General features: G+C 39.9%; 11 protein-coding genes. 6 read left to right on the top strand and 5 right to left on the bottom strand.

Features of this window, described 5'->3' with window-relative positions; all coding sequences use genetic code 11:
• The first annotated feature begins 7 nt into the window (after positions 1–7).
• From EXS92_RS06480 to alpB, 4 genes are all read left to right on the top strand, one after another.
• Complete coding sequence (locus EXS92_RS06480; RefSeq protein WP_165515931.1) at positions 8–1,168, top strand: HsdM family class I SAM-dependent methyltransferase; 1,161 nt, start codon at positions 8–10, stop codon at positions 1,166–1,168.
• The gene (locus EXS92_RS06475; protein ID WP_165515930.1) at positions 1,162–3,198 is read left to right on the top strand and encodes an ATP-dependent helicase; all 2,037 of its coding nucleotides are present in this window, start codon (positions 1,162–1,164) and stop codon (positions 3,196–3,198) included. The genes EXS92_RS06480 and EXS92_RS06475 overlap by 7 nt, the downstream gene beginning before the upstream one ends.
• Before the next feature lie 830 nt (positions 3,199–4,028).
• On the top strand, positions 4,029–5,585 hold the full coding sequence (gene alpA / locus EXS92_RS06470; protein ID WP_165515929.1) for a Hop family adhesin AlpA: 1,557 nt from the start codon (positions 4,029–4,031) through the stop codon (positions 5,583–5,585).
• Positions 5,586–5,606: 21 nt separating this feature from the next.
• Positions 5,607–7,199 (top strand): Hop family adhesin AlpB, encoded by a 1,593-nt coding sequence (alpB, locus tag EXS92_RS06465; RefSeq protein ID WP_165515928.1) that lies wholly within the window; start codon positions 5,607–5,609, stop codon positions 7,197–7,199.
• A gap of 671 nt (positions 7,200–7,870) precedes the next feature.
• Here the strand turns inward: alpB and hofG are convergent.
• From hofG to EXS92_RS06440, 5 genes are all read right to left on the bottom strand, one after another.
• The gene (gene hofG / locus EXS92_RS06460; RefSeq protein WP_165515927.1) at positions 7,871–9,415 is read right to left on the bottom strand and encodes an outer membrane beta-barrel protein HofG; all 1,545 of its coding nucleotides are present in this window, start codon (positions 9,413–9,415) and stop codon (positions 7,871–7,873) included.
• 331 nt (positions 9,416–9,746) lie between these two features.
• Complete coding sequence (locus tag EXS92_RS06455; protein WP_165515926.1) at positions 9,747–12,185, bottom strand: TonB-dependent receptor domain-containing protein; 2,439 nt, start codon at positions 12,183–12,185, stop codon at positions 9,747–9,749.
• Positions 12,186–12,358: 173 nt separating this feature from the next.
• Positions 12,359–12,790 (bottom strand): Sua5/YciO/YrdC/YwlC family protein, encoded by a 432-nt coding sequence (locus tag EXS92_RS06450; RefSeq protein ID WP_165515925.1) that lies wholly within the window; start codon positions 12,788–12,790, stop codon positions 12,359–12,361.
• A 4-nt stretch (positions 12,791–12,794) separates the two neighbouring features.
• Entirely contained in the window at positions 12,795–16,052 is a 3,258-nt protein-coding gene (carB, locus tag EXS92_RS06445; protein WP_165515924.1) for a carbamoyl-phosphate synthase large subunit, read from the bottom strand.
• A gap of 96 nt (positions 16,053–16,148) precedes the next feature.
• Complete coding sequence (locus tag EXS92_RS06440; protein ID WP_165515923.1) at positions 16,149–16,841, bottom strand: Bax inhibitor-1/YccA family protein; 693 nt, start codon at positions 16,839–16,841, stop codon at positions 16,149–16,151.
• Positions 16,842–16,985: 144 nt separating this feature from the next.
• On the opposite strand from EXS92_RS06440, the gene gap reads away from it, so the two are divergent.
• Positions 16,986–17,984 (top strand): type I glyceraldehyde-3-phosphate dehydrogenase, encoded by a 999-nt coding sequence (gap, locus tag EXS92_RS06435; RefSeq protein WP_165515922.1) that lies wholly within the window; start codon positions 16,986–16,988, stop codon positions 17,982–17,984.
• An 80-nt stretch (positions 17,985–18,064) separates the two neighbouring features.
• Positions 18,065–25,213, top strand: a complete 7,149-nt coding sequence (locus tag EXS92_RS06430; protein WP_165515921.1) for a vacuolating cytotoxin domain-containing protein — start codon at positions 18,065–18,067, stop codon at positions 25,211–25,213.
• Positions 25,214–25,416 lie beyond the last annotated feature (203 nt).

Genomic DNA, 25,416 nt, shown 5'->3' with positions numbered 1-25,416 from the left:
GAATTTTTTGGAGGGTTTTTTGAATAAATGGGATATTAAAACTTTAGGGCAGGTTTTCACCCCTAAAAATATAGTGGATTTCATGCTCACTCTAAAGCACAATCATGGGAGTGTTTTAGAGCCAAGTGCGGGCGATGGGAGTTTTTTAGGGCGCTTAAAAAAGGCTGTAGGGATTGAAATCGATCCTAAAATCTGCCCTAAAAATGCCCTTTGCATGGACTTTTTTGACTACTCTTTAGAAAATCAATTTGACACCATTATTGGCAACCCACCCTATGTCAAACACAAGGATATTGCGCCAAGCACCAAAGAAAAACTCCATTACAGCCTTTTTGATGAAAGGAGTAACCTATACTTGTTTTTCATAGAAAAAGCGATCAGGCATTTAAAGCCTAATGGCGAATTGATTTTCATCACCCCAAGGGATTTTTTAAAATCCACTTCTAGCGTGAAATTAAACGAATGGATTTACCAAGAAGGCACGATAACGCATTTTTTTGAATTAGGCGATCAAAAAATTTTCCCAAACGCCATGCCTAATTGCGTGATTTTTCGTTTTTGTAAGGGCAATTTCAGTAGAATCGCTAACGATGGTTTGCAATTTTTGTGCAAAAAAGGCATTTTGTATTTCCTCAACCAATCTTACACGCAAAAATTAAGCGAGGTTTTTAAGGTTAAGGTGGGGGCAGTGAGTGGGTGCGATAAGATTTTTAAAAACGAAACATACGGGAATTTAGAATTCGTCACTTCAATCACCAAAAGAACCAATGTTTTAGAAAAAATGGTTTTTGTCAATAAGCCTAATGATTACTTACTCCAGCATAAAGACAGCTTGATGCAAAGAAAGATTAAAAAGTTCAATGAAAATAACTGGTTTGAATGGGGGAGAATGCATCACATATCCCCTAAAAAACGCATTTATGTCAACACCAAAACGCGCCAAAAAAACCCCTTTTTCATCCACCAATGCCCTAATTATGACGGCTCTATTTTAGCGCTATTCCCTTATAACCAAAACTTAGATTTACAAAATCTCTGCGATAAACTCAACGCTATCAACTGGCAAGAATTGGGCTTTGTGTGCGATGGGCGTTTTTTGTTTTCGCAACGCTCTTTAGAAAACGCGCTTTTGCCTAAAGACTTTTTAGATGAGAGTAAAACTTGTTAGAAACTTTGCAATTAAACCCTGAGCAACTAAAAGCGGCCAAGGCTTTGCAAGGGTATAATTTAATCATTGCGAGCGCTGGCACGGGAAAAACTTCTACCATTGTGGGGCGCATTTTGCACCTGCTAGATAACGGCATCAAGCCTGAAGAAATCTTGCTTTTGACTTTCACCAATAAAGCGAGCAATGAAATGATCGCCAGGGTGGCTAAATATTCCAAATTAAGCTCCAAAATTGAAGCGGGCACTTTCCATGCGGTGGCGTATCGCTATCTAAAAGAGCATTACCCAAACTTAAGCCTGAAACAACCTAAGGAATTGAGAAAACTTTTAGAAAGCATTGTGGACACTAAAAACGCGCTAAACGCAACAGATGAGGATAAAAAGCCCTACACTTCGCAGCATCTATACGCCCTCTATTCGCTTTACACTAACGCTCTAAAACAAGAAGATTTTAGCGCTTGGCTTTCTAGTAAAAGCCCTGAACACGCACCATACGCCACCTTTTATGAAAACATTTTAGAAGAGTTTGAAAACACTAAAAAAAAGCATGATTATATTGACTATAACGACTTGCTGTTGCTGTTTAAAAAGGCGATGCTAGAAAGATCTAGCCCTTATAAAGAAGTGCTTTGCGATGAGTTTCAAGACACTAACCCCTTACAAGAATCCATTTTAGACGCTATCAACCCCCCTAGTTTGTTTTGCGTGGGCGATTACGATCAGAGCATTTACGCTTTTAACGGGGCGGATATTTCTATCATTTCTAATTTCACTCAAAAATACAAAAACGCCCAGGTTTTCACGCTCACCAAAAATTACCGCTCTTCTAAAGAAATTTTAGATCTCGCCAATCAAGTGATACAGCGCAACGAGCGCATTTACCCTAAAAATTTAGAAGTGGTAAAATCAGGGAAATTCAATAAACCCACGCTTTTAAATTACAACGACAATATCGCGCAATGCCAAGACATCGCTAAACGCATTGTGATGCGAAAAAATTTTAAAGAAGTGGCGGTGATTTTTAGGAATAACGCCAGCGCGGATCAATTAGAAGCCGCTTTAAGATCCCACAATGTGCCAAGCAAAAGAAAAGGGAGCGCGAGTTTTTTTGAATCCAAAGAAGTGGCGTTAGCGTTAGATATTTGCGCGCTATTATTTAACCCTAAAGACATTATGGCAGCCATTCACATTTTAAGCTATATCAGCGATATTGGCTCTAACACCGCTAAAGACATTCATGAAGCCCTAATGCTTTTAGGCAATGGCGATCTCAAATTGGCTTTAATTCAGCCTAATAAAGAAGCTAAAATTTACACGAAGAAAAAAGAAATCACCTCTATGGGGCTTTTTGAAGAAATTTTTGCCCTAGAAAACAGCTCAAGGTTTAATAGCGTGATAGATAAAGCGTTTCATTCGCACCCGGTGTTGATGCACCCTAAAATCTCGCTCAATGGGGCTAAAATGCTGAGCGATTTTTTCATTCTCTATACTAAAGCCCCTACCCATTCCCCTAGCGCTTTAATCAAACACATTCTAGAAAGCGCGTTTTTTCAAACCTTTAAAACACGCCTTTTAAAAGAGCGATCCAAAAATAAGGACGGCTCTTATAACGAATTTAAAAAACTCCAAGCGCAAAAACGCTTCAATGAAAAAATGGATTTGCTGAGTTCTTTGGCGAAAAATTACCAAAATTTAGGGCGTTTTTTAAACGGCACTTTAATAGGCTCAAGTGAAGCCACGCAAGGCGAGGGCGTGAATTTATTGAGCGTGCATGCTTCTAAAGGCTTAGAGTTTAAAGACGTTTATATTATAGATTTAATGGAAGGCCGTTTCCCTAACCATAAGCTCATGAATACCGGTGGGGGCATTGAAGAAGAAAGGCGGCTTTTTTATGTCGCTATCACTAGGGCTAAGGAAAATTTATGGCTTTCTTATGCGAAAAACGAATTGAGGGAAAACGCCAAACCTAAAGAGCATAAGCCCTCGGTGTTTTTGTATGAAGCGGGGCTTTTGAAACCCGATCCAAAATAAAATTGGTTTTTGTATTGTTTGTTTAAGCAAAAGATGATATGATTACAGCGATAGTTAAGCCCCTAAGAGCTAGGAACTCTTAAGAGCTTGTTTTAATAAAGTGGCAGTGTTAAGATAACCACTAAAACTATCGCTATAAAAATGAATTTCATGGTAGTGCCTCCTAACGGAGTGCCACCCACTGCAATCTCCCAACCCATTAGATCAGAAACTACTAATTGCTCCAAATTCGCTTAACACTAGAATCGCTACCATGTCATATCATTTGAGTATTATAATGGGATTTTTATGAGATGTAAGAAAAATACAAAAAACGCTAGCAACCATAGATTTTAACTCTAGCTTGCGCTAGAGCCAAAATTTTAGTATAATGGCGTTGCGAAGGCCATTAAAACTATGATTACTAATAATAATCTCATAGTCGGTTATCTCCTTTCCGGGATAACCACCCACTATTACCCCAAACCCTAAACATGCTCCAAATTTTCGCAACAAAAGAGAAACCTAGAAATTACTATTTGCGTTGGCGTGATTTTACATTAAAAAACCTAGAAATGCCAAAAAGCGTTTTTAAAACCCTAAAATTTAAGGCTAATCCCCCTATGAAATCCCGTTTTTTTTTTTTGTAAAAAGCACTCTGGTTGTTGTAACTTTATTTCCTTGATAAGGGGTCTTTAAGGGGGTTTTTAAGGTTAGTTTAATTTTCATTATGTGAAAATATAACAATTACATTTGACAATTTGTATTACTAAACATTATTTACAAGCTCTGATGTAACTAAATCCCAAATTTAATCTCAATCAAGGAGCATCCCATTGATAAGGAAAATTATGATAAAAAAGAATAGAACGCTGTTTCTTAGTCTAGCCCTTTGCGCTAGCATAAGTTATGCCGAAGATGATGGAGGGTTTTTCACCGTCGGTTATCAGCTCGGACAAGTCATGCAAGATGTCCAAAACCCAGGCGGCGCTAAAAGCGACGAACTCGCCAGAGAGCTTAACGCTGATGTAACGAACAACATTTTAAACAACAACACCGGAGGCAATGTCGCAGGGGCGTTGAGTAACGCTTTCTCCCAATACCTTTATTCGCTTTTAGGGGCGTATCCCACGAAACTCAATAGTAACGATGTGTCTGCGAACGCTCTTTTAAGTGGTGCGGTAGGCAGTGGGACTTGCGCGGCTGCAGGGACGGCTGGTGGCACATCTCTTAACACTCAAAGCGCTTGCACCGCTGCGGGCTATTACTGGCTCCCTAGCTTGACTGATAGGATTTTAAGCACGATCGGTAGCCAGACCAACTACGGCACGAACACCAATTTCCCTAACATGCAACAACAGCTCACTTACTTGAATGCGGGGAATGTGTTTTTTAATGCGATGAATAAGGCTTTAGAGAAGAATAGGACTGCTAGTGGCACTAGTGGAACTGGTGATGCGACTGGTTCAGATGGTCAAACTTACTCCACACAAGCCATCCAATACCTTCAAGGCCAACAAAATATCTTAAATAACGCAGCGAACTTGCTCAAGCAAGATGAATTGCTCTTAGAAGCTTTCAACTCTGCCGTAGCCGCCAACATTGGGAATAAGGAATTCAATTCAGCCGTTTTTACAGGTTTGGTGCAAGGCATCATTGATCAATCCCAAGCGGTTTATAACGAGCTCACTAAAAACACCATTAGCGGGAGCGCGGTTAATAACGCTGGGATAAATTCCGACCAAGCTAACGCTGTGCAAGGGCGCGCCAGTCAGCTCCCTAATGCTCTTTATAACGCGCAAGTAACTTTGGATAAAATCAACGCACTCAACAATCAAGTGAGAAGCATGCCTTACTTGCCCCAATTCAGAGCCGGGAACAGCCGTTCAACGAATATTTTAAACGGGTTTTACACCAAAATAGGTTATAAGCAATTCTTCGGGAAGAAAAGGAATATCGGTTTGCGCTATTACGGCTTCTTCTCTTATAATGGGGCGAGCGTGGGCTTTAGATCCACTCAAAACAGCGTAGGGCTATACACTTATGGGGTGGGGACTGATGTGTTGTATAATATCTTTAGCCGCTCCTATCAAAACCGCTCTGTGGATATGGGCTTTTTTAGCGGTATCCAATTAGCCGGCGAGACCGTCCAATCCACGCTCAGAGATGACCCCAATGTGAAATTGCATGGGAAAATCAATAACACGCACTTCCAGTTCCTCTTTGACTTCGGTATGAGGATGAACTTCGGTAAGTTGGACGGGAAATCCAACCGCCACAACCAGCACACGGTGGAATTTGGCGTGGTGGTACCTACGATTTATAACACTTATTACAAATCCGCAGGGACTACCGTGAAGTATTTCCGTCCTTATAGCGTTTATTGGTCTTATGGGTATTCATTCTAAGAAAGGGGGGAAGAGACAAACATGAAACAAAATTTAAAGCCATTCAAAATGATTAAGGAAAATTTAATGACACAATCTCAAAAAGTAAGATTCTTAGCCCCTTTAAGCCTAGCGTTGAGCTTGAGCTTCAATCAAGTGGGCGCTGAAGAAGATGGGGGCTTTATGACCTTTGGGTATGAATTAGGTCAGGTAGTCCAACAAGTGAAAAACCCGGGTAAAATCAAAGCCGAAGAATTAGCCGGCTTGTTAAACTCTACCACGACAAACAACACCAATATCAATATTGCAGGCACAGGAGGCAATGTCGCCGGGACTTTAGGCAACCTCTTTATGAACCAACTAGGCAATTTGATTGATTTGTATCCTACTTTGAATACTACAAATATCACACAATGTAGTGCTACTAATAATGGTAGTAGTGGTAGTGGTGCGACCGCAGCCGCTACTACTAACAATAGCCCTTGTTTCCAAGGTAACCTGGCTCTTTATAACGAAATGGTTGGCTCTATCAAAACTTTGAGTCAAAACATCAGCAAGAACATCTTTCAAGGCAACAACAACACCACGAGCCAAAATCTCTCCAACCAGCTCAGTGAGCTTAACACCGCTAGCGTTTATTTGACTTACATGAACTCGTTCTTAAACGCCAATAACCAAGCGGGTGGGATTTTTCAAAACAACACTAATCAAGTTTATGGGAATGGGGTTACCGCTCAACAAATCGCTTATATCCTAAAGCAAGCTTCAATCACTATGGGGCCAAGCGGTGATAGTGGGGCTGCCGCAGCGTTTTTGGACGCCGCTTTAGCGCAACATGTTTTCAACTCCGCTAACGCCGGGAATGATTTGAGCGCTAAGGAATTCACTAGCTTGGTGCAAAACATCGTCAATAATTCTCAAAACGCTTTAACGCTAGCCAACAACGCTAACATCAGCAATTCAACAGGCTATCAAGTGAGCTATGGCGGGAATATTGATCAAGCGCGCTCTACCCAGCTATTAAACAACACCACAAACACTTTGGCTAAAGTTACCGCTTTGAATAACGAGCTTAAAGCTAACCCATGGCTTGGGAATTTCGCTGCCGGTAACAGCTCTCAAGTGAATGCGTTTAACGGGTTTATCACTAAAATCGGTTATAAGCAATTCTTCGGGGAAAACAAGAATGTGGGCTTACGCTACTACGGCTTCTTCAGCTATAACGGTGCGGGCGTGGGTAATGGCCCTACTTACAATCAAGTCAATCTGCTCACTTATGGGGTGGGGACTGATGTGCTTTACAATGTGTTTAGCCGCTCTTTTGGCAGTAGGAGTCTTAATGCGGGCTTCTTTGGGGGGATCCAACTCGCAGGGGACACTTATATCAGCACGCTAAGAAACAGCCCTCAGCTTGCGAGCAGACCTACAGCGACAAAATTCCAATTCTTGTTTGACTTGGGGTTACGCATGAACTTTGGTATCTTGAAAAAAGACTTGAAAAGCCATAACCAGCATTCTATAGAAATCGGTGTGCAAATCCCTACGATTTACAACACTTACTATAAAGCTGGCGGCGCTGAAGTGAAATACTTCCGCCCTTATAGCGTGTATTGGGTCTATGGCTACGCCTTCTAAAAAAGCTCAAGGCCTTTTATAGGCTTTGATTAAACCCTTTAACCCCCACTTTAAAAACAACCTAAAACCCTTATCCAATGATGGAATAATGGAATTAACCCCCTAAGAACGCTTGATTAAAAGCTAGCACTCACAAAAAGCTTAACGCTCAAGGCTTATTGAGATTTTAAAACGCTTGATTAAAAACTTTTAAAAAGCTTTAGCGCTTCAAAATTTTTATACTTAGAAAAACAACCCAAAATCTTTATCAAATGTTGTCAAATATTGAGATTAACCCCTAAGAACGCTTTAATGGTGAAGTAATCAAACGCTAAAAGCATTTGGGATTTCTGTGGTTAAAAACTTTGTTTTGTAAATCTTATGGCAAAATCCATTTTTTAAGAGGATAGGAAGTATTTTCCCCCACAACCACCAAAACTAAATCCCCTCTAACCTCTAGGAAGCGCTTTTAAAAAAACTCTCACTTGCTTGTGCAAACTCTTTAGCATTGATTGTAAAAAAATACTAAAAACATTTTTTATCATCATGCTCAATTGGAGCAAAGTAAAAACATTGAATAAATGGGTTAGGAAAATGCAAGCGGACGACACTCCGTTAGGAGACACCACCATGAAAATTATTTTTATAGCGATAGTTTTAGTAGTAATCTTAACGCTACCACTTGATTAAAATCAAAACTTCAGCGTGAGGTTGGTCATCATGTAACTTCTGTCTTGGTAATTAGCGCTAAAATCGCCATCGGGGTTATTGAACTTGGGCGCTCCAAAATACCCTGCTTGATACCCTTTATTGATCCTAGCCCCATAATAAGTGATCCTAAAGTTAAGGAGAACCGATTCAGTGAACGCATAGCTCGCATTGAATTGCAAGGAATATTCATTAGCCCTCCCCACTTGCCCTAACGCATTCTTATTCGCATGAGAGACGCGCCCAAAAACATGCCATGCGAAACGCTTGTGGATCCCTCCAACCGAAGTGTAAAAAGTGAAAGTGTTCGCGTTAGTGATCGCATCAGCCAGCCCATCATAAGCCGTATTATCCCAAAAATCATAGCCAATCATTCCGGCATGCCTGGTCGTTACTGATATTTCATTACTGATATAGGAAGTGTTATTCCCCCTTGGCATCGTGTGAGAGCCTAAAAAAGCGTCCGAATTGCCAAAGGTGTTATAAAAGCCAATGGACCAGTTGAAATTATCCCACCAAAAAACCTGGCGGATATTTAAAGTAACGCCATTCCTCCCTAACAAAGAGCCATGGGGCGTGCTGTCTTCTAAACTATAAGTGTTTGTCTCTGGGTTATACCACCCCCTATAATATAAGGGAAAGGTTGTCATGATCATGCTTTGAGAGCGAAAGCCTATGTTTTGAAAATTCCTATTCGTGTCATAAACTAGCTTAAAACCGGGAGCGTTATAAGTCTTAGGCGCAAAATAATAAAAAAATTGAGCGTCTAAGCCTTTATAAGAATAAGTCGTAGTGATCCCATGCCAGCCGTAATTGATGAAATCGTTGCTGTTACTAGGGTTGCCTCCCTTTTTCAAATAAGGCACCGTCGCAAAAAACTCATAAATCCAAGAGTTAAACGCTAAACCTCTCCCAAAAGAACTCCACCACCAAAACCTTAACCTTTGCGTTTCAGTCTTATAGGGCTGATAATACACTTCCCACCCTTGATTGGAACCGCTCATAAAATCAATATTCGCTTCATAACGCCCCGCCTTAAACCCAAAAACATCTTTGTAATCGTATCGTAAAAAAGCGGTATCCACCACATAAGGCCTTGCATGATAGCTCGCTGATTGAGAAGTCCCCGCATAAGCAGGGCCAAGATACTTGTTAAAAAAGTATCCATGATAGCCCCCAATGAAATTCTCCACAATTGAGCCAAAAACCTTCCCGTTAGCCTGGTTAATATCATACTTAGTCTTATCGTAAGGAATGGCTGCAATCGCCCCACCCAAAGAGACAGAAAGCCTATGGTTTTCGATGCCTTTAGGGAGTAAATTGACTTTGACTTGCGCTAAAGTTACAATATCTATAAAACTTTCAGTAGGATAAATCCCTTTTTTAGTATTGATTTGAGAATTGTTAAAACCAATCTTAGAAAAGTTCTCCACACGACCACTAAACCGATAATCAAAAGCTTCTACAGGACATAATAAAAACGATAAAAGCGATAAAGAAGAAGTCAAAAAATACTTTTCTTGCCTCACTAAACTCTCCCTAATTTTAATTGTATGATCTTTTTTGTTGAGATTATAATTATAATCAAAAAAAAAAAAAACACAGCATAAAGTTAAAATATTAATTAAAATCCGCAACCTTATTTTACAAAAAATAACACCTCATTGTAAATTGGTTTAAAATTAAAGGATTAAAATCATATATTTGTTACTTTTAAAGAATTCGTTATTTTTGATTGGACTCATTACGCATGAAATTCTCGCTTCTTTTAACCCTCCTTTTTTGTTTTTACGCGAGCGTTTTTATTTCTTCACTTTTTTAACCGCTTGAAAGAAAATAGCCCCCCCACGCGCTCAAATTTTAAAACTTATAAGAAATTTCAAATCTAGCGTTAAAGCCAGGTTCTGCCATGCCCCTTGCGTATTTGTCTTGATTGGGTTCATCAGGGCTCATCACCGGGCTTGCTTGATCAATATATTGTTGGTTAAAAACATTGTTAAACACCGCATTCAGGCTCAACCCTTTGAGTTTTTTGTAAGTAGGCTTGTAAGTGATAAAAAAACTGCTCACCCCATAGCCGGGTTTATGCACATGAAAAATCCCGGGCGTTTTAGGGCAATTGCTAGGCCGTCTGTCAATATCCGTAGGGCCGTTACGATAAGGGCTATAAGAGCAATAATCTAGATCGGTAACAAAGCGTGAAAGCCAAGTGATGCTAAGGCCGGTGCGTGGGATTGTATAGCTTGCCGTTAAAATAAACACATTGCCGGTCGTAGCCGCCAATTCATACACATCAGCGATCAAACGCCCCTTTAAAGAAGGCCATGATCGCGCCACGCTCAAGCCTAAAGAAAAACCCTTGTATTTAGCCGTCCCTGAAACTTCATAACCCGGCACATAAATAATATCTTGCACGGGCAAGTTGGTTACAAAAAGCGTTGAAGAAAATTGGTTGATATAATTAGAAATCAATTGGACAAAACCAGCGGCTCTGAAATCAAAATACTGACTGCTGTATTCGGTGTTAAATTCCGCATTTTGCCCGATTTCTGGCTTTAAATTGCGGTTGTAGCGCAAATTATCTTGACGCATCCACACCAAGCCTCCAGGCATAGGGCCTCTGGTTACATACGCATAAGAAAGCCTGAAATTCAAATTTTCTAAAGGCGAGACATTTAAAGCCGCGCTAGGGCTAAACCCTTGAGTTACGTGCAATTGCCAGTCTTTATCCACTAAAGTATAGACATCATAACGAGTCCCTGCCCCTAAAGTTACCATAGGATGCAAGGTGTAATTCGCTTGCGCATACACCCCAACCACATTCGCCGTAGCGCCATTTCGTTGGCAACGCCCATTCATGTTAGGATCATTAGGGCCCATAACCCTTAAGCATGCGTTAGGGGCATCGCCGGGTTTGACTAATTCGCTATTAGGGATCGCTTTATCAAAAGTGGTTAAGTTTTGGTAATTCAACCCGTATTCCAAAAGATTGTCATTTTTATGATCTATGGTGTGGATCACGTTCGCATTAAACCCAGAATTGATGATGAATAAATTTTTATTAGCCACCACAGATCCCCCTCCAAGGCTTTTAAAAGTGATGGAGCAGGTTTGTTTAAGAGCGTCATAAATGCCCCCTTGCGCCACGCATTGATTTTCTTCGCCAAGTTTTGGGCTTGGGGTGAAAGGGATGATAGTCGCTATATCGCTAGGCCTAAAAAGCGGGTCAATTTGGACATTCCTAATACTTGTATAACCATTGATTTTTAATTTAGGATCGCCAAAACGACTCCCCCCTTCCCTTTCATAATTCAAGCTCACGTTATGCACTAAATTGACGCTATAAGTTTTAAACAAACTGGCATCATTTTCAAACAAACAATCGCTAGGGTTTTTCTCGTTAGGGAAAGCGTTGAAATCGCCGCAAGAATAGGGTAAAAAAGTGCCGGTAAAATTCGCTCTTAAAGGGCGATTAGCGTTATCTCTAGTCATGTTATAACTGAGCGTTAAAGTATCCCTTTCGCTCAAATAACCATTGATCTTAGCCATCACATTGTTTTGCTCGCTAGGGCTTCCTGTAACTTTATTATCCACTTTAGGTCTAAAAAGATCTTTTGTGGCATTATCCCCATCACGATAATAGAAAATATTTTGATGCGTGTAATATAAAAGAATATCAAAATGATTGTTACGATAAGCGCCCATAATGGTTTCCCTGTCCCCAAAGTTGGTTAAAAAAGTGGTAGCCCCACTTATAGCGTAGTCTTTACCTTTAGGGATAAAATCGCCAGCACTCCTAGTCTCCATTTTGATCGCGCCAATTAAAGCCATAGGCCCCGCGCTCGCTTGAGCCGCCCCCTTAGTAACCACCACGCTTTTGAGCATTCCAGGGTCAATAATCGTATTGCCTTGATGCCCATAGCTTGCGCCCATTTGCGCTGCACCATCCACCGTAACCCGAGCCAATCTGTCTTCAATACCGCGCACATAAATTTTTTGCGCTATCACCGCGCCACCACCCACATTGATATTAGGGTTTCTTCTAAACATGTCGCTGATTTGGTTGGCTTGCCTTCTTTCTAATTCTTTACTTGAAATGGTTGTCTGGTTGTTGTAATTAAAGATTTTAGCCGCTTGAGTGGTAACTTTGCCTAGAGTGTGTTGGGCGTTCTTTTTTTTATCCTTTTTTCTTTCTGTCTTTCTTTCTTCTTTTTCTTCTTTAGCCTCCAATTCAAACATTCCTAATAAGGACAAAAAAAGAGAAAAACTACAATATTTCCTAAAACGCTTGTCATTCATTCTTAAAATCCTACTTATAATAATTTTTCTTAAAAAATAAAGGTGTTATTTTAGTCAAAAAAATATTACAACCATCTTAAAAGAGCTAGCCATTTTTGATAAACAAATGATAAACTTTTAGAAAAATCCCACAAAAACCCATTTCAAAACGCGCAGAATGCGAAAGGTCTTTTCTACCTCACCCTCACTTTTTTATCTTTATAGAGCCTGAATATTTTAGAGCTAGAGCTTTCAAACAAACCCCTTTCATCGCTCACAATCACATCAGCGAGATTGGAAGCGATTTCTTTATCATAAGCGCATTGGGTGAGGTTGGCTGAGGTGCTATAGAGCGTTTTAAAACGCTTTAAAAAATCCCCATGCCTGCCCCTAATCACACGAACGGCTTTAGAATTAGGGTAAATAAAAGTGGTTTTAGTGCTTCTTCTAATGAGGTTTTTAAACGCATTGGGGGCGCGCACCAGGCTTTTTAAAGTGGTAAAATCAGCGCTTTCTATTAAAACGCTTTGGTTTTTAGGGCGATTTTTTAAGGCGTTGAGTTTTTCGCTGTCTTTAGAGAGTAGTCCAATAGTGGTATCGCTTTGGGCTAAATACACTAGTGCCATCAAATTACTTCAAATAATCCTGTAAAGCTAACAACTCGTCTTGTTGAGGGCTTTCTTCTAACGCTAAAAGTAAGACTTCTATCGCGCTTAAAGTCGTGAAATAACTCACATGGTTTTTAAGCACAGAAGCGCGTATGAGTTTGGCGTCATCTTGAGATTTGTGATCGCTGGTGTTGATAGCCATGCTGATTTCCCCATTCATCATCAAATCCATGATATTGGGGCGGCCTTCAGAGATTTTAAGCACTTTCAAAGACTCTACCCCGGCTTTTTCCAAAGCTTTATGCGTGCCTTCTGTAGCGCACAATTCAAAGCCTAACTGAACCAATCGTTTCATTAAAACGCACGCTTCTTCTTTATCCTTATCTTTAATAGAGACAAAAATAAGCCCCTTGTTTTTAATGGGGTTAAAGCAAGCCGTTTGAGCCTTAAAAAATGCAAGCCCTAAAGATCTAGCAATCCCCATCACTTCGCCGGTGCTTTTCATCTCAGGCCCTAAAATCAAATCCGATCCATAAAGTTTATTAAAAGGGAAAACCGCTTCTTTTAAAGCCACAAAATGGGGCATTTTAGGCTTATAAACGCCTTTAGAATATTCTACGATATTTTTTTTATCATAAAACTTCAAGGCTTCTTTCAAATCTTCTAACACCATAACCCTAGTCGCTACTTTGGCTAAAGGAACGCCTAAAGCCTTGCTTAAAAAAGGCACGGTTCTGCTGGCTCTGGGATTGACCTCAATCAAATACAGCAAATTTTGATGCACGGCAAATTGGATATTCAATAGCCCTACTACGCCCAAATGCAGAGCGATTTTCGCACTCACCCGCTCAATTTCATCTAAAATTTCAGGGCTTAAAGTGGAAGGGATAAAACACGCCGAATCGCCTGAATGGATACCGGCTTCTTCAATATGCTGTAAAATGCCGGCAATATAGACCTCTTTTTTATCGCAAATAACATCCACATCTAATTCCACCGCTTTTTCTAAAAACTTATCAATGAGGAGCGGGTTTTTAGGGCTAATCTCTAAAGCATGCGTAACGCTTTCTAAATAATGGTGCAATTCTTCAATATTTTCTAAAATTTGCATGTGTTGGCCGCCTAGCACATAACTAGGGCGCACGATAATAGGGAAACCAATCACATTAGCGATGCTATAAGCTTCATCAATACTCTTAGCCATGCCGTTTTTGGGCTGCTTGATGTCAAGCTCTTTTAAAAAGAGGGAAAATTTCTCCCTGTCTTCTGCAATATCAATCACCTTAAAAGGCGTGCCAATAATGGGGGCTTGCATTTTAGCTAGATCTTTAGCGAGTTTTAAAGGGGTTTGTCCCCCAAAATGCACGATAATGCCATCCACGCGCTCCCTTTGAATGATGCTCTTCACGCATTCAAAATGGATCGGTTCAAAATAGAGCGTGTCGCTCGTGTCATAATCCGTGCTTACGGTTTCTGGATTGCAATTGAGCATGACGCTTTTAATGTTTAAATCTTTTAAGGCAAAGCTCGCATGCACGCAACAATAATCAAATTCAATGCCTTGACCGATGCGATTAGGCCCAGAGCCTATGATTAGGATTTTCTTTTCTTTCTTTTCTTGTTTGTTTTCAATAGGGGGCAAAGGGTTAGGGGCATAGGTGGAATACAAATAAGGCGTGAGCGATAAAAACTCCGCCGCGCAAGTGTCCACTTCTTCAAAATGGGGCGCGATTTGTAAATGCATTCTGGCTAATTCCACTTCAAAAGGACTGACCTCTAAATTTTCATTTTCTTTGATTTTAGCGGCAATCCTAGCATCGCTAAAGCCTAAATTTTTAAGCCCTCTTAATTTTTTAGCGTCCGTTAAAACGCTAGAATTGATGCCCTCTTCTGCTTTGACTAGCTTTTGAATTTGAGATAAAAACCACCTGTCAATCTGGCACAATTCAAACACTTCATCTACAGAAACGCCGAGCCTGAACGCATCAGCAATATAGAGCAAACGTTTGGGATTGGGCCGGCGGATTTCCTTTTTTATCGCTTCTAAATCTTTACTTAACGATTCAAACCCTAGCCAATTGTTTTCCAAAGAGCATAACGCTTTTTGTAAGGCTTCTAAGAAATTCCCCCCTATCGCCATCACTTCGCCAATGCTTTTCATAGAAGTCCCTAAAGTGCTAGAAACACCGGCAAATTTTTCAAACGCAAAGCGAGGGATTTTCACCACGATATAATCCAAACTAGGCTCAAAACTCGCTGGGGTGTTGGTAATATCGTTTTTAATTTCATCTAAGCTAAAACCCACCGCAAGCATGGTAGCCACTTTTGCAATGGGAAAACCGGTCGCTTTTGAAGCTAGAGCGGAGCTACGGCTCACTCGTGGGTTCATTTCAATCACAACCATTCTTAAAGTCTCTGGGTGGATCGCAAACTGCACATTGCTCCCGCCCGTATCCACGCCAATTTCTCTCAAAATCGCAAAGCTCGCATCGCGCATGCGTTGGTATTCTTTATCGGTTAAGGTGAGGCTTGGAGCGATGGTGATGCTATCGCCGGTATGAACGCCCATGGGATCAATGTTTTCAATGCAACACACAATGATGCAATTATCCTTGCTGTCTCGTATGACTTCCATTTCGTATTCTTTCCACCCTAATAAGGACTCTTCAATCAAAATTTCATTAATGGGCGAAGCGTCTAGGGCGTTCTTAACCAATTCTTGAAACTCTTCAATATTATAAGCGACCCCACTCCCTCCCCCAGCCAGCGTGAAACTCGCTCTGATAATGGCTGGAAAACCAATTTCATTAATGGCTTCTAGGGCTTCTAACTCGTTATAAGCGTAACGCCCTTTAGGCAAATCCATCCCGATTTTTAACATCGCTTCTTTGAACGCTTGCCTGTCTTCGCCTTTTTTAATCGCTTCAATCTTAGCCCCTAAAAGCTCCACGCCTTCTAACATGCCCTTTTGGTGCATCTGCATGACCGCATTCAAAGCAGTTTGCCCGCCCATTGTGGGTAAAATAGCGTCAATTTTTTCTTTTTTGATGATAGCGGCGATATTTTCTGGGGTAATGGGTTGGATATAAGTTTGATGAGAAAATTCAGGGTCAGTCATCACGGTGGCCGGGTTAGAATTGATTAAAATCACTCTATAACCTAAAGATTTTAAGGTTTTACAACTTTGAGTCCCTGAGTAGTCAAACTCACAAGCCTGTCCGATCACAATAGGGCCTGATCCTATCAGTAGAATGTTGGAAATATCGGTGCGTTTAGGCATAACCAATCCTTAAAAAAGAATATCAACGAAGCGTTATTAATATTTTAAAGTATTTTTTATTAGGTTTTTGCGTGGTATCCCCCCTATTTTTTCAAACTATTTGTCTCTGTCTGAAAAAATACCAATGATTTGCAAGATAGAAATAAAGACATTCAAAAAGTCTAAATACAAGTCCACCGCCGCATCAATGGGGCTATCATACATGCCTTTAACGATGTTTTGGGTGTCATAAGCGATGTAAAGACTAAATAATATCGCGCTCGCTCCCGCAATGACAACCTGGAACATGGGGCTACCCAAAAACAAGTTAATGAGCGAACACACCACCACCACAATCAAAGCGATGAAGAGCATTTTACCCATATTCGCTAAGTCGTTTTTAGTCTTAAGGGCATACACGCTCATCAAACCAAAAACAATAGTCGTCATGCCCAAAGCTTGCCAAATCGCTCCTAAACCAGCTTTTGCAATCACCATACCCAACAAAGGCACCAAAGTAACCCCTGATAATGAAGTGAAAGCAAACAGCATGAATAAATTCAATCCGGGTTTAGATTTAGAAAACATCAAACCAAAAAACGCCGCAATTTCAGCGATAAAAAACACCCACTTATACTGCACTACGGCTTGAAAATTCATTAAACCTAGTAACGCCCCGATAGTCGCTAGTAACAAACTGCCCGCAAAGAACTTGTAAGTCGTTTTAACAAAACTTACCAGCTCGCTTTCATGCAACACAGAATCTTCTGCATACGCGTTACGAGAATTCGCTCTGTCATACAATGCCATGTTTTACTCCTTGAAATTCAACTCAATAAACAATTTAAATTAACCCTATAGCTAGGTCCAATATAATAACACAAAATGTAGTAAAATACCAAACAAAACCCCCTAAAATTGAAATTGAAGTCTGAAAATAGGATAATAGTTACGATGAAAATTTTTATCAATGGATTTGGCCGCATTGGGAGATGCGTTTTAAGAGCGATTTTAGATCGCAGCGATACAAACCCTCATTTAGAAGTGATAGGCATCAATGACCCTGCCAATTGGGAAATTCTCGCTTATCTTTTAGAGCATGACAGCGCGCATGGATTGCTCAATAGGGAGGCGCGTTACTCTAATGGTAAGCTTATTATCGGCTCGTTAGAAATCCCTGTTTTTAATAGCATCAAAGACTTGAAGGGCGTGGGTGTCATCATAGAGTGTTCAGGGAAGTTTTTAGAGCCTAAAACGCTAGAAAATTATCTTTTGCTTGGGGCTAAAAAGGTGTTGTTATCCGCTCCCTTTATGGGCGAATACGATGAAAAACAATACCCTACTTTAGTGTATGGGGTCAATCATTTTCTCTATCAAAACCAAGCCATTGTTTCTAACGCCTCTTGCACGACTAACGCTATCGCGCCCATTTGCGCGATTTTAGATAAAGCTTTTAATATTAAAGAGGGCATGCTAACGACCATTCATAGCTACACGAGCGATCAAAAGCTCATTGATTTGGCCCACCCTTTGGATAAACGGCGCTCCAGAGCGGCCGCGAGCAACATTATCCCCACCACCACTAAAGCCGCCCTAGCCTTACATAAAGTGTTACCCAATCTCAAAAACAAAATGCATGGGCATAGCGTGAGAGTGCCTAGCCTTGATGTGTCCATGATAGATTTGAGTTTGTTTTTAGAAAAAAAGGCTCTCAAAGATCCGATCAATGATTTATTGATTACAGCTTCCAAAGGGACTTTAAAAGGCGTGTTAGAGATAGATTTGAAAGAAAGGGTGAGTTCTGATTTCATTTCTAACCCTAATAGCGTTATCATCGCGCCTGATTTGACTTTCACGCTAGAGAATATGGTCAAAATCATGGGGTGGTATGATAACGAATGGGGGTATTCTAATCGTTTGGTGGATATGGCGCAGTTTATGTATCATTATTGAGTCATTTTGCGAATCTTTTTGAGTTTGTTTAACATCAAATTGTATAATGTGGGATTTAATAAAAACGATTGGAGTTTTAAATGGCGTTTAAAAAGGCCAGATTGATTTCCAGGTTTGTTTCAAAGGGATCTTTCAAATTGAATAAGATCTCAAAGAAATTTTTCACATTGAATCAAATCTTAAAATGTGAAAAGCCCTTAAAACGCCATAAAAAAACAAAATCCATTGAAAAGCCCTTTAATAAAAACAAATCTTTTTTAAAAGCTTCGGTCTTATTGATAGGAGCGTTAGGGGGGTTATCCCACCTAAGGGCTAACGAATGCACTTATTGGTCATGGTCGTCTTGGAGTTATCAAGACAATATTGAAAGCGGTCCCAATTCACCCACGCACAACTCTTATTGTCTTTTTAGCAGTACTCAAGGCTCTGGGACTTATTATTTAAACACTCTTACCACTTATAGCGCTGGTGGGGCTAGTTTCACGCAGAAATTCAATAATGGCACGCTTGATATAGGGGGGAATATCCGCTTTGGAGGCACAGGTATTAATGGGGGTGATGTAGGCTATATCACTGGAACTTATGACGCTCAAACGATTAATTTTAATTCTAGCCATATCACAACCGGAAACTCATACGCTGATGGCGGTGGGGCCACGCTCAATTTTAATGCGACTAACAATATCACTATCAATCAAGCGAGCTTTGATAACAGCGATGCAGGGACACAAAAATCTTACATGAATTTTAAAGGCTCTAACATCAAAGTCAGTGGCTCTAGCTTTACAGATGACACTGATGGAGGTTTTAGTTTCAGCGGTAGTGATAATAATAGCGCTATCTCCTTTAATCAAACGAGCTTCAATCAAGGGACTTATCACTTTAATAGCGCCCAATCCACTTTTCAAAACAGCTCTTTCAATCAAGGGACTTATGATTTTAGTAACAACGCTAGCTTTAATAACGACACCTTTAACCAAGGTGCTTATAGCTTTGATACAAGTAAGGTGAGTTTTTCAGGCACGAACACTTTAAATTCAAGTTCGCCTTTTGCCAATCTTAAAGGCAGTGTGTCTTTTAATTCTAATGCGATTTTTAACCTCAATCAAACCCTTAATGCTAACCAAACTTATGATATTCTCACCACAAATGGGGCGATCCAATATGGGGTTTATCAAAGCTATTTATGGGATTTGATCAACTATAAGGGCGATAAAGCCATTAGCCATGTTGAAGTGGGTAAGAATACTTATGATGTAACCTTTGATGTTAACGGGCAAGATGAAACCTTACAAGAAACCTTTAACAAACAATCTATCATCACTCAGTTTTTAGGCGACAATTTACAACAACAAGCCCAACAAACCTATCAAGAGGATCTCACCAATTCCCAAAACGCTTTGAATAATGTTACTAGCGACAACACGATCGCAAGCAATGATACAAGCTACACTCAAAGCAGTAATCCTACTATCAATAAAGACGCTCAGAATTTAGAACACACTAACCAACAAATCGCTCAAGATGAACAAGCCTTAGAAAAAGATTTAGCTCAAATCAAACAATTAGCCAACCCCACCACAGGCTTTAACGAGCAAGCTTTCAAGAATGCGCAAAGCAAAGAACAACAAGAGGAACAAACCTTACAGAATGAGGAAAACGCTTTTAATACGGAACAAGAGGGATTAGAACAAGCGATAGCTAACGCTAAGCCTACCAACCCAACACCAAATCCGACACCAAGCCCCACACCCACTCCTACAAAACACACCGTGCAAAACACTCCCCCTAATAAAGTTTCACCAACGCCCACACCCCCTACTCAAAATTTACCCACAACGAATGTGTGGAATGGGGTCTATAACCTCCAAAATCAAACTTACTCAAAACAAGGCGTTTATTATATTGATCCTAACCTTTCAGGACAGAGCGGTCAAAGCGGCAACACGCTCAGCACCTATACAGCTAATTTGTTAGGGAGAAGTTTTGGCATCAATGCTAACAATGGCACTTTGATCATAGGGAATAACACAGAGAGCGTGAATGATAATGGGTTGATTTGGATAGGGCATGGAGGCTTTGGTTATATTACGGGAACTTTTAGTGCGGCTAACATTTACTTGACCAATAATTTTAAAACCGGTGAAGGCGTTTCAAATTCAGATGGTGGGGGAGCGAACATCACCTTTAAAGCAAGCGATAATATCACTATGGATGGCTTGAATTATAATGACGCTGAAACCGTTACTAAAATGATTCAAACGGGGGCCAGTCAGCATTCCTATGCCGCTTTTGACGCTACCAATAATATCAGCGTAACCAATTCCAGTTTTAGCGATATGACTTGGGGGAAATTCAGTTTTAGCGCTAAGAATATTTCGTTTTCTAACGCTTCGTTCAGCGGCTTTACAAACCCTGGAGGATCAAGCACTATCAGCGCTAACGCTTCTAATTCTTTAAGCTTTATCAATTCTCGCTTGAATGGGGGAGCGGTTTATAATTTGCAGGCTAATAGCCTTATTTTCAACAACACGCAAGCGGTTTTTAATGTTTTGTATTCTAGGGGGACAAGCAATTTTAACGCTACCACACAGCTTTTAGGCAACACGAATTTTACGCTCAGCTCTCAAAGTTTGTTGAATTTTAATGGCGATACAACCTTGCAAAACAACGCTAATATCACGCTTGGTAATAAAAGTCAAGCCGCTTTTAAAAATTCTTTAACGCTTGACAATAATTCTAATTTAAGTTTAGACAATCAAAGCGTTTTGAATGCGAATAACACAAGCGCTTTTAACAATCAAGCGAGTCTCAATATTTATAACGGGAGTCAAGCGGCCTTTAAAAGCCTCTTTTTTAATGGCGGGACACTCAGTCTTAACGCTAGTAGCAAGCTCAACGCTTCTAGCGCTAGTTTTTCAAACAACACCACTATCAATTTAGACGATAGCGTTTTGAATGCGAATAACACAAGCTCTTTAAACGCTAATATCAATTTTCAAGGCGCAAGCCAGGCTGATTTTGGAGGCAACACGACTATTGATACAGCAAGCTTTAATTTTGACAGCGCAAGCTCATTGAGTTTTAATAACCTTACGGCTAATGGAGCGTTAAATTTTAATGGTTATACGCCCTCTTTAACTAAGGCTTTAATGAGCGTTAGCGGGCAGTTTGTTTTAGGGAATAATGGGGATATTAATTTATCTGACATCAATATCTTTGACAACATCACAAAATCTGTAACTTACAACATCCTAAACGCTCAAAAAGGGATTACTGGCATCAGTGGGGCTAATGGCTATGAAAAAATCCTTTTTTATGGCATGAAAATCCAAAACGCTACCTATAGCGATAATAACAACATTCAAACTTGGTCGTTTATAAACCCTCTCAATTCTTCTCAAATCATTCAAGAGAGCATTAAAAATGGGGATTTAACCATAGAAGTTTTAAACAACCCTAACTCGGCTTCTAACACTATTTTCAATATCGCTCCTGAGCTTTATAATTACCAAGCTTCTAAGCAAAATCCTACCGGCTATAGCTATGATTATAGCGACAATCAAGCAGGCACTTATTACTTGACAAGCAACATTAAAGGTCTTTTCACGCCTAAAGGCTCTCAAACTCCTCAAACCCCAGGCACTTATAGCCCGTTTAACCAGCCTTTGAATAGTTTGAATATCTACAATAAGGGCTTTTCTAGCGAGAATTTAAAAACGCTTTTAGGGATCCTTTCTCAAAATTCCGCTGCCCTAAAAGAAATGATTGAATCCAACCAATTAGACAATATCACTAACATCAATGAAGTGTTGCAACTCTTAGACAAGATTAAAATCACCCAAGCGCAAAAGCAAGCGCTCCTAGAAACGATCAACCATTTGACTGACAACATCAATCAAACCTTTAGTAACGGGAATCTCGTTATAGGCGCTACTCAAGATAATGTTACAAACTCTACTAGCTCTATATGGTTTGGAGGCAATGGCTATAGCAGTCCTTGCATGCTAGATAGCGCCACTTGTTCTTCTTTTAGAAACACTTACTTGGGGCAATTATTAGGCTCAACTTCCCCTTATTTAGGCTACATTAACGCTGATTTTAAAGCTAAAAGCATTTATATCACTGGAATAATTGGAAGTGGTAACGCCTTTGAAAGCGGAGGGAGCGCGGATGTAACCTTTCAAAGTGCTAATAATTTAGTGTTGAATAAGGCTAATATAGAAGCTCAAGCTACAGACAATATCTTTAATCTTTTGGGTCAAGAAGGGATTGAGAAAATCTTTAATCAAGGGAATTTAGCGAATGTTCTTAGTCAAGTGGCTATGGAAAAAATCAAGCAAGCCGGCGGTTTAGGAAACTTTATAGAAAACGCTCTAAGCCCTTTGAGTAAGGAATTGCCCGCTAGCTTGCAAGATGAAACCTTGGGCCAACTTATAGGTCAAAATAACTTAGATGATTTATTGAATAATAGCGGAGTCATGAATGCAATCCAAAATATTATCAGTAAAAAACTAAGCATTTTTGGCAATTTTGTTACCCCATCCATCATAGAAAACTACCTTGCTAAGCAGTCTTTAAAAAGCATGTTAGACGATAAAGGGCTTTTGAATTTTATCGGTGGGTATATGGACGCTTCTGAATTAAGTTCTATTTTAAGCGTGGTTTTAAAGGATATTACTAACCCCCCTACAAGCCTGCAAAAAGACATTGGTGTGGTAGCGAACGACTTGTTGAACGAGTTTTTAGGACAAGATGTTATCAAAAAGCTAGAAAGTCAAGGATTAGTGAATAATATCATTAATAACATTATTTCTCAAGGTGGGTTAAGCGGCGTTTATAATCAAGGTTTAGGGAGCGTGTTGCCGCCCTCTTTACAAAACGCGCTCAAAGAAAACGATTTAGGCGCTCTTTTATCGCCTAGAGGCTTGCATGATTTTTGGCAAAAAGGGTATTTTAACTTTTTAAGCAATGGCTATGTTTTTGTCAATAACAGCTCTTTTAGCAACGCCACAGGGGGCAGTTTGAATTTTGTCGCTAACAAGTCTATTATCTTTAATGGCGATAACACGATTGACTTTAGCAAGTATCAAGGCGCATTGATTTTTGCTTCCAATGGTGTTTCTAATATCAATATCACCACCCTAAACGCTACGAATGGCTTAAGCCTTAATGCGGGTTTGAATAACGTGAGCGTTCAAAAAGGGGAAATTTGTATCAATTTAGCCAATTGCCCTACAACCAAAAACAGCTCTTCTACAAACTCTAGCGTAACCCCCACTAATGAAACTTTAAGCGTGCGCGCTAACAACTTCACTTTCTTAGGTGCAATCACCTCTAATGGGGCTATTGATTTGTCTCAAGTAACAAATAATAGCGTCATAGGCACGCTCAATCTCAATGAAAACGCAACCTTGCAAGCCAATAATTTGACGATCACTAACGCTTTTGACAACGCCTCTAACTCCACAGCTAACATTAATGGTAATTTCACCTTAAACCAACAAGCGACTTTAAGTACTAACGCCAATGGTTTGAATGTCATGGGGAATTTTAATAGCTATGGCGATTTGGTGTTTAACCTTAGCCATTCAGTTAGCCATGCTATTATCAACGCTCAAGGCAATGCGACAATCATGGCTAATAACAATAACCCCTTAATCCAATTCAACACTTCTTCAAAAGAAACAGGCACTTACACGCTGATTGATAGCGCTAAAGCCATTTATTATGGGTATAACAACCAAATCACAGGAGGCAGCAGCCTAGATAATTACCTTAAGCTTTACACGCTCATTGATATTAATGGCAAGCACATGGTGATGACTGACAACGGCTTAACTTATAACGGGCGAGCCGTGAATATTAAAGATGGCGGTTTAGTTGTAGGCTTTAAGGACTCTCAAAATCAATACATTTACACTTCCATTCTTTATAATAAAGTGAAAATCGCTGTTTCTAATGATCCTATCAATAACCTACAAGCCCCCACTTTAAAACAATATATCGCTCAAATTCAGGGCGTTCAAAGCGTGGATAGCATTGATCAAGTTGGAGGCAATCAAGCGATTAATTGGCTCAATAAAATCTTTGAAACTAAAGGAAGCCCTTTATTCGCTCCCTATTATTTAGAAAGCCATTCCACAAAAGATTTAACCACGATCGCTGGAGATATTGCCAACACTTTAGAAGTCATCGCTAACCCTGATTTTAAAAATGACGCCACTAATATTTTACAGATCAACACCTACACGCAGCAAATGAGCCGTTTAGCCAAGCTCTCTGACACTTCAACCTTTGCCAGTGCTGATTTTCACGAGCGATTAGAAGCCCTTAAAAACAAGCGATTCGCTGATGCGATCCCTAACGCTATGGATGTGATTTTAAAATACTCTCAAAGAAACAGAGTCAAAAATAATGTGTGGGCGACAGGAGTTGGAGGGGCTAGTTTTATTAATGGAGGCACTGGGACTTTATATGGTATCAATGTAGGGTATGATAGGTTTATTAAGGGCGTGATTGTGGGGGGTTATGCCGCTTATGGGTATAGCGGATTTCATGGAAATATCACTCAATCAGGCTCTAGCAATGTCAATGTGGGCGTTTATAGCCGAGCGTTTATCAAAAGAAGCGAATTAACCATGAGCTTGAATGAGACTTGGGGATACAATAAGACTTTCATCAACTCCTATGACCCCCTACTCTCAATCATCAATCAGTCTTATAAATACGACACTTGGACGACTGACGCTAAAATCAATTATGGCTATGATTTCATGTTTAAAGATAAAAGCGTTATTTTTAAACCCCAAGTAGGCTTAGCCTATTATTACATTGGTTTGTCTGGTTTAAGGGGTATTATGGATGATCCTATTTATAATCAATTCAGAGCCAATGCTGACCCTAATAAAAAATCCGTTCTAACGATTAATTTTGCCCTAGAAAGTCGGCACTACTTCAATAAAAACTCTTATTATTTTGTGATTGCGGATGTGGGCAGAGATTTATTTATTAATTCTATGGGGGATAAAATGGTGCGCTTCATCGGTAATAACACCCTAAGCTATAGAGATGGTGGCAGATACAACACTTTTGCCAGCATTATCACAGGCGGGGAGATAAGGTTATTCAAAACCTTTTATGTGAATGCGGGCATAGGGGCTAGGTTTGGGCTTGATTATAAAGATATTAATATCACCGGAAATATTGGTATGCGCTATGCTTTTTAATGGTATTATTAAACTTGTTTTTAACAAGCCTAATTCATAGCAGGATCACCCATGCAATTTCCAAAAACCTTATTACATTCATCATTCTTTTTGCCTTTATTTTTATCTTATTGTATCGCTGAAGAAAATGGGGCGTATGCGAGCGTGGGGTTTGAATATTCCATCAGTCATGCCGTTGAGCATAATAACCCCTTTTTGAATCA

The organism is Helicobacter pylori (assembly GCF_011175115.1).
In the GTDB taxonomy this organism is placed as follows: Bacteria; Campylobacterota; Campylobacteria; order Campylobacterales; family Helicobacteraceae; genus Helicobacter; species Helicobacter pylori_DF.
This window is presented reverse-complemented; position numbering and strand designations above follow the sequence as displayed.

What these genes read in the sequence shown, in the direction of transcription:
- alpA (WP_165515929.1), top strand. Translation starts at nt 4,029, where the DNA reads ATGATAAAAAAGAATAGAACGCTGTTTCTTAGTCTAGCCCTTTGCGCT.
- alpB (WP_165515928.1), top strand. Translation starts at nt 5,607, where the DNA reads ATGAAACAAAATTTAAAGCCATTCAAAATGATTAAGGAAAATTTAATG.
- EXS92_RS06455 (WP_165515926.1), bottom strand. Translation starts at nt 12,185, where the DNA reads ATGAATGACAAGCGTTTTAGGAAATATTGTAGTTTTTCTCTTTTTTTG.
- EXS92_RS06450 (WP_165515925.1), bottom strand. Translation starts at nt 12,790, where the DNA reads ATGGCACTAGTGTATTTAGCCCAAAGCGATACCACTATTGGACTACTC.
- carB (WP_165515924.1), bottom strand. Translation starts at nt 16,052, where the DNA reads ATGCCTAAACGCACCGATATTTCCAACATTCTACTGATAGGATCAGGC.
- EXS92_RS06440 (WP_165515923.1), bottom strand. Translation starts at nt 16,841, where the DNA reads ATGGCATTGTATGACAGAGCGAATTCTCGTAACGCGTATGCAGAAGAT.
- gap (WP_165515922.1), top strand. Translation starts at nt 16,986, where the DNA reads ATGAAAATTTTTATCAATGGATTTGGCCGCATTGGGAGATGCGTTTTA.
- EXS92_RS06430 (WP_165515921.1), top strand. Translation starts at nt 18,065, where the DNA reads ATGGCGTTTAAAAAGGCCAGATTGATTTCCAGGTTTGTTTCAAAGGGA.